A 12,430-nucleotide genomic window follows, 5' to 3' on the forward strand; every position below is an offset into this window, starting at 1 on the left:
CTTGATTCATATCTTTTATGAGGAGGAACGTCCTATGCGATACGTCACTTTTATCGGACTTATTCTGATCAGTTTGCTGACAGCCGGCTGTGCAGATGCCAGCAGTGCGTCCACGGACAGTTATTACGACGAAGTCGATGAACAGACGCAGGCATTTTATCAGGAGAATGAAGTCTTATATAATGATATCCAGGGCATTCAAGAAGAACGATACCTCCTCTATGTCCACAGTCCCGATTGCAAATTCTGCATTCAATTCGCTCCGGAAATCCAGGCTTATCAATCCAGTTCAGACGCCTATCCGATCTACAAACTCCATGCAAGAATCCCGGAAAACGAAGCGGCATGGGAAGACTTTGCCATTGAAGGTGTCCCGACAGTCCTTCTGATGGAGGGAACTGAAGTCGTCGACCGGATCGTCGGCTATGTGCCGGAAGGGAATCTTTTCAGACCATAAGCAACTGTTCATTTGATAATCAAACAACCACCTTCTTTGCCGTCAGTGCATTGAAGGTGGTTTTTACGTGTCATAACAAAAATGGTTATGCTGAAATATATAACGTGCACATGCTGCCGGGTAGTGGTTTCAAGTTTGTTCAAAATGGATCAAAATCTTATCAATACAGCATGATTTCATTTAAAACTCATTCATTAGATTATGTTGTTTGAAGGAAGATTACCCATGTTCAATTTCAGACCTTTAAAAAGTGCTGATAATACCAGAGGATTTAAAGTTGCTCATCAAAAGACGGGTCTTGTTCATCAATCGTCAGCACCTGTTCATCACTCCAGCAGGTTTGATCATCAATAAGCCGGGTTTGTTCATCAAAAGTGTGCACTTGCTCATCAATATCACGAAAGACAACTGAATTCCTGCAACCATTGCTCGACAATTCAGTTCCTGAAGAACTGTCCATGATTTATCTTTTCCTCGTCTGCAAAATAAAAAGCGCTTCATACCCACAATTTGTGAGTTATGAAGCGCTTTTGAATTTATCCCAAGACGCTTTGCAGTGGCGGAACCACCTGCTTCTTGCGGGAAACAACACCCTCAAGTAATGCTTGTCCGTTCTCAAAACTAACACCAAATGCTTCTTCCACTGCGGAAACCTGTTCGCCCACAGCAAGAACGATCGAATTGCTGTTCAGGATATCTGTGACTGCCAGCAGATAAAGCCCCAGTCCACGGCTGTCCACTTCTTTTTGCATGGCGTCTTCCACGAGTTTCTGACGATCGAGGACATCTTTCGCATCAATGACGTTCACCTGACCGATGACTGCCTTGATCTCGCCCATGGAAAATTCCTTGGCGTCCATCGTGATCAGCTGTTCCGGTGTTTTGCTGGCCATATCCGCACCGGCTTTGAGCATATCCAGACCGTATTGATCCAGATCAACACCTGCCAGCGGTGCCAGTTCTTTTGCCGCATCCACGTCTTCTTCCGTGCACGTTGGCGATTTGAAGAGAAGAGAGTCGGAAATGATCGCAGACAGCATCAGCCCTGCCATCTCTTTGGACACTTCCACACCGCTCTCCTTATACATTTTATTCAGGATCGTTGCTGTGCAGCCGACAGGTTCTGCCCGGAAATAGAGCGGGCTTTCCGTTTCGAAATTGGCAATGCGGTGGTGATCAATGACTTCAATTACCTGTACCTGGTCGATATCTTCCGCACTTTGCTGGCGTTCGTTATGATCCACGAGAATCACCTGATCCGCCTCATCCGCGACGTGTTCCATCATGCGTGGTGCACTGACGCCAAACTGATCGAGGGCAAACTGTGTTTCCGCCCCGACTTCACCCAAACGAACGGCTTCCACGTTTTTGCCCAGTTTCTTTTTCAAGTCAGCGTATACCAGCGCTGAACAAATCGTATCTGTATCCGGGTTCTTATGCCCGAAAATCAACACTTTTCCTTCACTCATCTTCTTCAACACTCCTTCATCAACATGAATTTACCATAATCATTCTAGCATAAGAAGAACCGCCTTGAAAGACGGCGGTTGCTTCAGATTATTTTCACTCACTTTCGGCGGACGCTTGCCCAGGGGCTTGCCCTCAGCTAACTTTCGCTTTGCGAAAGTGGATCTTCGGACTGCGCTTGTCCCTCGGGCGTCGCCGCCTGACGTTCGTGAAAATAACTTCACTAATAGACCTACACGTTAAAATAGCGTCCTTCCGGGTGGGAGAAGACCATGGCTGTCACGCTGGCTTCCGGCTCCATCATATATTCGTCGGTCAGCTGAATCCCGATTTTCCCGGGCTTTAAGAGACCGAAGAGTTTTGCCTGATCCTCGAGATTCGGGCATGCGGGATAACCGTAACTGACACGAACCCCCTGATAGCGTGCGGAAAACCGGTCCTGCATCGTCAGATCCACCGGATCCGAAAAGCCCCATTTGTCGCGCATCTGCTGGTGCACCCGTTCTGCGAAAGCTTCGGCAAGTTCCAGAGCCACCGCCTGGACAAGATAGCTGTCCAAGTAATCACCACTGTCCTTGGCGGCTTCGGCGAGCTTGCGAATGCCTTTCCCGGCAGTAACGGCCAGGAACCCAACCCGGTCCATTTCACCGCTGTCCACAGGCTTCAGGAAGTCTGCCAGACACATAAACGGTGCCTTTTCCTGACGGGGAAACGTAAAACGTTCAATCACAGTCGTTTCATCCGCCGGGTCGTAAATCAGGATATCATTTCCGTTCGCCTGGGCCGGGAAGAACTGATACATCCCGTCGGCTCTTAACAGCTGTTCTGATTCCCCGCGGTGAATCAGCGCGTTCACTTTTTCCAGCAGCTCCTCTACTCGTTCATCGCCACTGTCCAGCTTTCGTTTTACGTTGCCGTTCACACCCAGATGACTGCCGAGGAGTGTCTGCAGATTCAGATAAGGCTGCAGATGTGTCAGACGGTAATCCTTCAGAATATGGGGTTCGAAGTCTTCGGGCTGATAGACTTTATGGTCCCGGCTGACTTCGGAACGCTCCGGGTCAATGGCCAGGGTCTGAACCGGCGCCTTCCCTTCCTGTTCTTCTGCACTGGCGGCTTCTTGCAGCTTCAGCTGTTTCTCATGCTGTATCGCCACCAGTTCATCCCGGGTTTCAGGTTTCGCCAGCTTGTTCGCAATGGACAAACCGTTCATGGCGTCTTTGGCATAGAGGACCAGTCCGTTGTATTGTTTGGTGATTTTTGTCTCGGTAAACTTTCGGGTCAATGCGGCACCACCGACCAGGATCGGAATAGCCACACCCCGCTCTCTCAGGTCGTTGGCTGTAATCACCATCTGTTGGGTGGATTTCACCAGCAGACCGGAAAGCCCGATGTAATCCGGGTCTTCACGTTCGATGGCCTCGATCAGTTCATTGGACGTGACTTTAATGCCTAAATTCACAACCTGAAAACCGTTGTTACTGAGGATGATCTCCACGAGGTTCTTCCCGATATCGTGGACATCCCCTTTGACCGTGGCGAGAAGGATTTTTCCTTTTCCCCGGTCATCGGCTTCTTTCGCTTCCATATGCGGCTCAAGGTGCGCAACGGCCGCTTTCATCGCTTCTGCGGACTGGAGCACCTCCGCCACAATCAGTTCATTGTTGTTAAAAAGTTTCCCTACTTCATCCATCCCGTCCATCAACGGCCCGTTGATGATGTCCAAAGGATCGGGATACTTGACCAGTGCTTCATCCAGGTCTTTATAGAGGCCTTCTTTTGAACCCTCGATGATGTAATTGGCGAGACGCTCTTCCAGTGTCCGTTTCGACGCTTCCACTTTCTGCTGGGGTTTTTTCGCCCGGTAAAAGGCCGTGAATTCCGCCAGCGTATCATCAGAAGTGTCAAACAAGAGCTCATCCGCCAGTTCCTTTTCCTCTTTGGAGACAGAACCGTAGCGCTCCAATTTCTCGGTATTCACGATGGCGTAATCGAGACCTGCCCGGGTGCAGTGATAGACAAACGCTGCATTCAAAACTTCCCGCCCCAGTGGCGGAAGACCAAAGGACACATTACTGACTCCAAGGATCGTCATCGTTCTCGGGAAGGCTTCCTTAATCATGCGGATGCCATCCACAGTGGCCTGGGCGGAACCGATATACTGTTCATCCCCGGTTCCCACCGGGAAAACCAGCGGATCAAAAATGATGTCCTCCGGGGCAATGCCATACTTTTCCGTTAATAGTTCATAGGAGCGTTTCGCAATGGCCAGTTTCCGCTCAGCGGAAACGCCCATCCCTTCTTCGTCGATGGTTCCGACAACCACGGCAGCCCCGAAACGGCGGATCAATGGAGAGACGGCTTCGAGACGTTCTTCTCCGTCTTCAAGGTTGATGGAGTTGATGATCGCTTTCCCCTGTGAATACGTCAGTGCCCGCTCAATAACCGTTTCATCCGTGGAATCGATCATGAGGGGAACCTTTACTTTATTGATGACATACTTCAAAAAGGCTTCCATGTCCTGCATTTCATCTCTGTCCGGGTCTGCCAGACAGACGTCAACAACCATGGCCCCGCGCTTCACCTGTGCTCTGGCAATTTCAGAAGCTTCTTCGAATTTTTCTTCCGCAATCAGCCGTTTGAACTTTTTACTGCCGATAACGTTCGTCCGCTCACCGACCAGAATTGGGCGCAGGGAATCATCATAGACGAGGGGTTCGATGCCGGAGATGGTGTGATGAATGTCTTGTGCCGGCTGTCGGGGCTTGTAGCCTGCCACCGCTTCCTTCATTGCCCGGATATGTTCCGGTGTGGTCCCGCAACAGCCGCCAACGACGTTCAGCCAGCCCTTCTCGGCAAAGTCCTTCAGTTTCATCGCAAGAGACTGCGGGGTTTCATGATAATGGCCTTCTTCATCAGGAAGCCCCGCATTCGGGTAACAGTGGACAAATCCCGTGGATAATTCTGAAAGGGAGCGCAGATGATCCTGCATAAATTCCGGTCCTGTGGCACAGTTCAGGCCCACGACCGTCGGTTTCATGTGCTCCAGTGAAATGTAAAAAGACTCGATGGTCTGCCCGGCAAGGGTCGTCCCCATCGGTTCAATCGTACCCGATATAATCAGGGGCACCTCTGTCCCGCGTTCCTGAAACACGTCTTCAATGGCCGTATACGCCGCTTTTACGTTACGCATATCCTGGCTCGTCTCCAGTAAAAGAAGATCCACGCCACCGTCCAGAAGTCCCTGGACCTGAACCTTGTAGTTCTTCGCCAGTTCTTCAAACGTCGTTCCGCCAGTAACCGACAGCGACTTCGTCGTCGGCCCCATGGCACCTGCCACGTAGCGGGGATTGTCCGGCGTACTGGCCTTCTCCGCTTCTTCCACGGCAATTTCAGCCGAAGCTTTATTAAGTTCATAGGCGAGATGTCCAAGATCGTAATCATCGAGTACGATTTCCGTTGCCCCAAACGTATTCGTTTCAATAATATCCGCCCCTGCGGCGAGATAATCCGCATAAATGCCCCGAATCACTTCAGGGGAAGTCACATTCAAATATTCATTACAGCCTTCATAATCCTCCCCGCCGAACTGCTCCGGTGTGAGATTGGCGTTTTGCAGCATCGTCCCCATGGCACCGTCAAGGACCAGAATCCGCCGCTTTAATTCATCGGTAAATAAAGGCTTGGTTTGTGTCGTCATAACGATCGTCCTTCCTGTTCCAGACTCACTGACGCCTGATGCACATAGCGGGTCAGTTCAGCCGTCAACTCATAACGTAAAAACGGCGTAATTAAATAAATGCCGTTAAAGTACGGCAAAGCCGCATCCAGTAAATACTTGGAGAGGGCAATTCCTTCCCGGGCACTGGCTTCCTTGTCCCCATCCAGACGGGCCATCCGTTCCCGGACGTCATCCGTCAGCGTTATACCCGGCACCTCATAATGAAGGAACTCGGCATTACGTGAACTTACAAGGGGCATGATGCCCATATAAATCGGCACATTCAGGTGTTTCGTCGCTTCATGAATTTCTTTGAACCGCTCCGGGTCATACACGGGCTGGCTCATGAAATAATCTGCTCCTGCCTCCACTTTCATCTCCAGACGCTTCACTTCCCGGTCAATGCGCCGGGCGTTGGCATTGAAAGCAGCTCCCACGCTGAATGCGGTCTTTTCCCCGATATCTTTCCCGGAGAAAGACATGCCTTCATTGAGCTGCTTCACGAGACGCATGAGGTCCATGGAAGCCATATCATACACCGAAGTGGCTCCCGGGAAATCTCCGACTTTTGCCGGATCTCCGGTTATGGTGAGGATATCATGAATCCCCGCTGTATGAAGGCCCAGTAAATGAGACTGCATGCCGATGATGTTGCGGTCCCGGCACGCCATATGAAGGAGAGGACGTGCGTTTTTCTCCTGCTTCATGCGCATCCCGAGGGCAAAATTATCCACCCGTGACACCGCCAGAGAGTTGTCCGCCAGGGTCACCGCATCCGCACCGGCGTCCGTCAAAGCTTCCACGCCTTCCATAAATTTCGGTACGAGGGCGAGGGATTTCGGAGGATCCAACTCGACGATGACCGATGTCTTTTCTTTCACAATATCCGGCAGGGGTTTCGGCCTTTTTTCAGGCGCCACCGCTTCCAGTTGTGGTGCGGGTGTAACATCCTTTTTGAATTCGATGGGGACCAGTTTCCCGTCATCCACCGCTTGCCGAATCGCCCGGATATGTTCTTCCGCCGTCCCACAGCATCCGCCGATCAGCCGTGCCCCTTCCTGGACGAGAGAGCGGGTCATCCGTTTGAAATAACCCGGGTTGGACTGATAGAAAAACCGGCCATCCCGCACATTCGGCAAGGAAGCGTTCGGATAAATGCTCAACCGGCGTCCTTCAGGAAGCGGGACTTGTTCGATGGACTGCAGCATATGATAAGGACCCATCCGGCAGTTGAGCCCCACGATATCAGCACCCGCTTCCTCGCAGGCTGTTAGGGCATCTTTTACCGGAATCCCGCCTTGCATGACGCCGATATCCCCCATCGTAAGGTTGGCGATCACCGGTTTGTCACTGATTTTCCGGATCTTCCTGATCACGAAGAGAATTTCATCCAGATCGTAGAAGGTCTCCAGCAAAAAGCCGTCGATGTCCGTCCCGGCAAGGACATCCACTTGTTCCGCAAGACTCTCCTTCATCTCTTCTTCCGAATCCTCTGTCAGAAAAAAAAGCTTTAATGCCACCGATGGTTCCTACGACAAACGCATTATTTCCTGCCGCTTTCCGGGCGATTTTTACAGCCTGTTCATTGAATTCACGCACACGGTGTTCCTGCTGATAACGGCGGAGCTTCACGTGATTCGCCGCATACGTATTGGTCTGAATCACATCCGCCCCTGCGTTGATGTAGCGACGGTGAACCTGTTCAATGGTTTCCGGAGCCGATGCATTGAGTTCTTCAAAACAGCCTTCGATCCCTTCCTGATATAAAAGCGTACCCATGGCACCATCGCCCACGAGCACCCTGTGATTCAATTCTTCTTTTAATCCCACGATGCTCACCTCATCTCTTAGTTTAAAGACAGCCGATCGAATGCCTGCCGGAAATCCTGTTTCAAGTCATCTTCACTTTCAAGGCCGACGGATACACGTAACAGTCCGTCTGTAATGCCGCGCTTGGCCCGTTCATGATCCGGCATCGCCGCGTGGCTCATTTTTGCCGGATAGGAGAGAATCGTTTCCACCGCTCCAAGGCTGACGGCAAAAACAGGAATTGTCACGGCCTGGGCAAATCGGTTTACCGTTTCGCGGTCAGCCAGTTCAAAAGACAGCACCGCTCCCGGTCCGTCCGACTGCTTCTTGTTCAATTCAAAGCCAGGGTGATCTTTCAGGCCTGGATAGTAGACCGATTGGACTTCCGGCTGTTCATTGAGCCATAATGCCAGATTCTCAGCCACTTTCTGAGACGCAGTCATGCGTGTATGGAGCGTCTTCAGCCCGCGCATAATCAGCCAGCAATCGTCCGGCCCCAAAATGGCTCCGAAACTGTTCTGCAAAAATTTGAACCGTTGACTAAGTGTTTCATCTTTAACTGCCGCAAGACCTGCCACCACATCACTGTGACCGCCGATGAATTTTGTCGCACTGTGCACGACGATGTCCACACCCAGATCCAGGGGACGCTGCAGCACCGGGGTCATAAATGTGTTGTCGAGTACCGTGAGACAACCGGCTTTTTGGGCCAAGGCCACGATCTCTTCCACGGGCGTAATTTTCATCGTCGGGTTCGACGGGGTTTCCATAAAAATCATCTTTGTGTTGTCTTTCATGGCCTGTCGGACGTTCTCCGCATCCGTCATGTCCACAAACGTGTGCTCAATACCCAGCCGGGTCAGAACTTCCGTCGTCATCCTGAATGTTCCGCCATACACGTCATCGGTAATCACCAGATGATCCCCTGCGGAGAGGAGCATGAACGTCGTGGAAATCGCCGCCATCCCGGAAGCGAATGCGTAAGATGCCGTTCCGTTTTCGAGCTCTGCGAAAATCTCTTCCAATGCCTGGCGGGTCGGATTCCCGCTTCGTGCGTAATCATATTCGCCAAAGGTATCCAGGCTCTCCTGATGAAACGTCGAGGCATGCTGTACCCCGACGCTCACTGCCCCGTTATGGGGATCGGTTTTGTATTTGTGATGCAACAGTCTGGTTTGTATATCAAATGTCTTATCGCTCATGGTCATTTCCCTCCTGCGTGTTGTAGTGCCTGGTCTATGTCTTCGATTAGATCTTCTGCCGCTTCGATGCCCACAGAGAACCGGAGCAGCCGGTTACAGACGCCCAGTTCCATGCGGATCTCCACCGGGACATCTGCGTGCGTCTGGGTCGCAGGATACGTCATAAGACTCTCCACTCCGCCAAGACTCTCCGCAAATGTAATCAGCTCCAGATGCTGCAAGAGCGGGTTCACCATCGCCTCGTCCTGTACCCGAAAGGACATCATGCCCCCCCGGCCAGGGTAAATCACTTCTGCTACTTGTTCATGCGTCTCAAGAAAAGAGGCAATGGCCTGAGCATTCGCCTGATGCCGCTCCATTCTTAGGGCAAGGGTCTTCATCCCCCGCATGACAAGCCAGGCGTCCATCGGCGACAAAATACAGCCGATACTGTTTAAGTAGTAGCCGGTCCGTTCTGATAATGTTTCACCTTTTGTAACAATCAATCCGGCAATCACATCATTGTGTCCGGACAGATACTTGGACGCACTATGGATCACGATGTCCGCACCGTCTTCCATAGGCCGCTGTAAATATGGCGTATAGAAGGTGTTGTCCACGATTAATAACAGATTGTGCTTCTCGGCCAGCTTTTTGAACCCTTTCAGATCCGCTTCATGCATCAGGGGGTTCGTCGGCGTTTCAATGAAGAGTGCTTTCGTATTGTCTTGTACCCGGTTCTCAAAAAAAGACAAGTCCCTTGCATCACCGTAATCAAATTGGAGCCCCCACTTACGCCAGCCTTCTTCAAACAGCCGGTATGTCCCGCCGTATAAATCGTTTGTTGCGAGGATATGATCGCCTTGTTCAAATAAGGACATGACGACCTGAATCGCCGCCATGCCCGACGAACAGGCGAATCCGGCGTCCCCGCCTTCAAGTTTGGCAATGCCTGCTTCAAGTACTTCCCTTGTCGGGTTTCCGGTTCTCGAATAATCGTAGCCTGTGGACTGACCGATTCCTTCGTGCCGGTAGGCCGTTGACGGATAGATCGCCGGGCTCACCGTTCCGGTTGCTTCATCTGTACGGTTCCCGATCTGGACCACGGATGTGTCCAGCTGATGTGTGTTTTTTCCCATTGTAGTACAACTCCTTTATACAGCTTGTCTGGTTGTTCTGATGCGTTTCGTGCTGCTGCGCTTGACTGCAAGCATGAAAAAACCCTTCTCCTCATAATATAAGAAGAAGGGTTCTTTTTAAAAACAGCTTCTTCTTATCTTTGCAGAATACTCTGCAGGAATTAGCACCTGACCCTCTCCGGGCTGGTTGCTGAGGTTTCACAGGGCCTTTCCCTCCACCTCTCACGATAAGAATATGATTTTGAATTTTCACAATTGATTGATTGTTCTTCATTGTAGCGGAATTAGTGCCGTGATGCAAGGTGAAAGAGAAAAGTCACCAGCTGCGAAAAAAGTCTCGAATTCGTGACATTAGACTCAAAAAAATCATTTTTATCAATTATTTTTCAGATTAAGGTTTCAAATTTCTCCAATCGCGGTATAGCTTACCTTGCAAGGGTTAAACAATTGCACAACAATTTATTATCAATAGTTGTACATTTTGTTTGGCCTTTCAAAAAAATATTAAGGGGATGATGGAATTGAGTTTGAAAAAATGGTTGATGTCAAGTCTGGCTATGTTACTGATGTTGTCAATGTTCGCAGGTACTGCTTTTGCTGATAATCACGGAGATGACAATGCAATGGTTCGAATTTTGCATGCTTCACCGGATGCTCCTGCTGTCGACATCTATGTGAATGGTGATCTGACTGTTGAAGACGCTGCATTCAAAGATATCACAGGTTACCTCGAATTGCCTGCTGGTGAATACGACATCGCGATTCACGCTGCTGGCGATGACGAAGCAGTCTATGAGCAGTCACTTGCAGTAGATGGTGGCGTACATTATACCGTTGCAGCTGTTGACTTCCTTGACGGTGGAGATTTCAGACTCGAAGCATTTGCTGATGACAACACAGTTGATGAAGGCATGACGAAGGTTCGCGTTGGACACATGTCTCCTGATGCTCCTGCAGTTGATGTAGGTCTTGTCGGTGGCGATTCACTGTTCGAAGGTGCTGAATTCTTTGCAGTAACAGACTACCTTGAACTTGACCCGGACACATATGATCTTGAAATCCGTGCAGCAGGTACAGAAGATGCGGTTCTCGATCTTTCCGGAACAACCCTTGAAGCAGATACAGTATACTCTGTTTATGCAGTAGGTGCACTCGATGACCTCGAAGTCGTAGTTGTAGCTGACGAAGCGCACGCTATGCCTGGTGACATGCCGCAAACCGGTATGGGCGGAGCTTCACAGTCCTCTACTATGCTGCCGCTATACTTGAGCCTGTTCGCAGGTGCAGCAGTCATGTTTGTCCTGATCCGCAGACGTTATGCATTTCAAGGATAAATTACTTGTACTGATTGGATTGACCCTGATCCTGACTGTGGTTGCCTGCAGTCAGGATTCAGACAATCCGCAGTATAGTCAAATCGGTGAAGAAGTCAATGAATCTGAGGAAAATGTTGAAGCAGTTGAAGAATCTGAACCGGCCACAGAAGAAAGTGAGTCTGATTCAGAGAATACAACGTCATTGGAAGATGAAGACGTTACACAAGAGGAGTCATCCGTTGTAAAAGCCAGTGAACCTGTTCAGCCAGTTTCATCCGGTCCGAAAGGAATCGATCCATCGGTCATTTCGATTCCGACCATTGATGTCCGAGCTGAGATTGAAGATGTAGGGATTCTTGAAAACGGTCAGATGGGTGTGCCTGATGATGGAGACACCGTCGGCTGGTATCACCGTGGCCCTAAGCCTGGTGCTTCCGGCAATGCCGTAATGGCCGGTCATGTGGATGACCGCAGTGGACCCGCCATTTTTTATGAGCTTGATCAACTTGACCTTGGAGACCGGATTTATATAGAAGACGAAAACGGGAACGAGCTTGAATTTGAAGTCACCCGTATGGAAGTCTATCCGTATGATGATGCACCGATGGATCTGATTTTTGGCGCAACAGCCACTCAACGCCTGAACCTGATCACCTGTACTGGCGAATTCGACAGTAATGCAGGCACACACCGGGAACGGCTTGTCGTATTTACAGAACTGGTACATGAAGATGAAGCCTGAACACGTCCTTTCAGTATGCTGAGGGGCGTGTTTTTGTTTTATCCAAAGGATATTTATGTTAAAATTTAGAAATAAATGATCGTACTTATTTAAAAGGCTCTGTTATCGTTCATTGTTGATTTCATTCGCTCTCGGCGGAAGCTTGCACGAAGTGCAAACAGTATCAGTGCGACAATCGACTCGACAGTGCCTCGTCGTGTCTTACTGTCCCAGGGCTTGCCCTCAACTAACATTCGCTTTGCGAATGTGGATTTTCGGACTGCGCTGATCCCTCGGGCGTCGCCGCCTGTCACTCATTCAATCTGATGATCAACACCAAACTTTAAGATAGCCATTTAAAAAAGGAGGAATCTGATGATTTACTGGAGTTGGAGTTACAAAAAGAAGTTGATATGGAATGCCGTGCAACTGCCTGTCATCCTGTTGCTGGTGATTTGGTTACTCAGTATAGAACGATCAACGCCAACCGTCATTCTATCTTTAGCTGCTTCATCAGTTGCAGTCATTACCCTGGTCCATACCTATAGCAAATGGAATCAGGAAGTATCCTAGACAGACCCAATCCATGTTACCCCACATCTGATGATTTGTTGAATAC

9 protein-coding genes, 1 pseudogene and 1 riboswitch are annotated in these 12,430 nt (G+C 50.0%); of the genes and pseudogenes, 4 read left to right on the forward strand and 6 right to left on the reverse strand.

Annotated elements, in window-relative coordinates:
- The first annotated feature begins 34 nt into the window (after window positions 1-34).
- On the forward strand, window positions 35-457 hold the full coding sequence (locus BBEV_RS14325; RefSeq protein WP_069366083.1) for a thioredoxin family protein: 423 nt from the start codon (window positions 35-37) through the stop codon (window positions 455-457).
- Between the two features lie 271 nt (window positions 458-728).
- Here the strand turns inward: BBEV_RS14325 and BBEV_RS14330 are convergent, their stop codons facing one another.
- The 6 genes and pseudogenes from BBEV_RS14330 to BBEV_RS14355 all read right to left on the reverse strand — a co-directional run bounded on the left by BBEV_RS14330 (window position 729) and on the right by BBEV_RS14355 (window position 9,774).
- Window positions 729-917 carry a hypothetical protein gene (locus BBEV_RS14330; RefSeq protein WP_069366084.1) on the reverse strand — a complete coding sequence of 63 codons (189 nt, stop codon included), beginning with the start codon at window positions 915-917 and terminating at the stop codon, window positions 729-731.
- A gap of 76 nt (window positions 918-993) precedes the next feature.
- The gene (locus BBEV_RS14335; RefSeq protein WP_069366085.1) at window positions 994-1,926 is read right to left on the reverse strand and encodes a manganese-dependent inorganic pyrophosphatase; all 933 of its coding nucleotides are present in this window, start codon (window positions 1,924-1,926) and stop codon (window positions 994-996) included.
- 230 nt (window positions 1,927-2,156) lie between these two features.
- Window positions 2,157-5,624: a methionine synthase gene (metH, locus tag BBEV_RS14340; protein ID WP_069366086.1), complete on the reverse strand. Its 3,468-nt coding sequence runs from the start codon at window positions 5,622-5,624 to the stop codon at window positions 2,157-2,159.
- Window positions 5,621-7,475, reverse strand: a pseudogene (locus BBEV_RS14345) (bifunctional homocysteine S-methyltransferase/methylenetetrahydrofolate reductase). The gene metH and the pseudogene BBEV_RS14345 overlap by 4 nt, the downstream one beginning before the upstream one ends.
- A 17-nt stretch (window positions 7,476-7,492) precedes the next feature.
- On the reverse strand, window positions 7,493-8,656 hold the full coding sequence (gene metC, locus BBEV_RS14350; protein WP_069366087.1) for a cystathionine beta-lyase: 1,164 nt from the start codon (window positions 8,654-8,656) through the stop codon (window positions 7,493-7,495).
- 2 nt (window positions 8,657-8,658) lie between these two features.
- The gene (locus tag BBEV_RS14355; RefSeq protein WP_069366088.1) at window positions 8,659-9,774 is read right to left on the reverse strand and encodes a methionine biosynthesis PLP-dependent protein; all 1,116 of its coding nucleotides are present in this window, start codon (window positions 9,772-9,774) and stop codon (window positions 8,659-8,661) included.
- Between the two features lie 131 nt (window positions 9,775-9,905).
- A riboswitch (SAM riboswitch) is annotated at window positions 9,906-10,008 on the reverse strand.
- A 287-nt stretch (window positions 10,009-10,295) separates the two neighbouring features.
- On the opposite strand from BBEV_RS14355, the gene BBEV_RS14360 reads away from it, so the two are divergent.
- The 3 genes from BBEV_RS14360 (at window position 10,296) to BBEV_RS14370 (ending at window position 12,384) form a co-directional block, all read left to right on the forward strand.
- On the forward strand, window positions 10,296-11,108 hold the full coding sequence (locus BBEV_RS14360) for a DUF4397 domain-containing protein (protein WP_407690231.1): 813 nt from the start codon (window positions 10,296-10,298) through the stop codon (window positions 11,106-11,108).
- Window positions 11,092-11,832 (forward strand): class F sortase, encoded by a 741-nt coding sequence (locus BBEV_RS14365; protein WP_069366089.1) that lies wholly within the window; start codon window positions 11,092-11,094, stop codon window positions 11,830-11,832. Before BBEV_RS14360 ends, BBEV_RS14365 begins: the two co-directional genes overlap by 17 nt.
- Before the next feature lie 354 nt (window positions 11,833-12,186).
- Window positions 12,187-12,384: a hypothetical protein gene (locus BBEV_RS14370; RefSeq protein WP_069366090.1), complete on the forward strand. Its 198-nt coding sequence runs from the start codon at window positions 12,187-12,189 to the stop codon at window positions 12,382-12,384.
- Window positions 12,385-12,430: the final 46 nt, after the last annotated feature.

The organism is Salisediminibacterium beveridgei (genome assembly GCF_001721685.1).
GTDB lineage: Bacteria > Bacillota > Bacilli > Bacillales > Salisediminibacteriaceae > Salisediminibacterium > Salisediminibacterium beveridgei.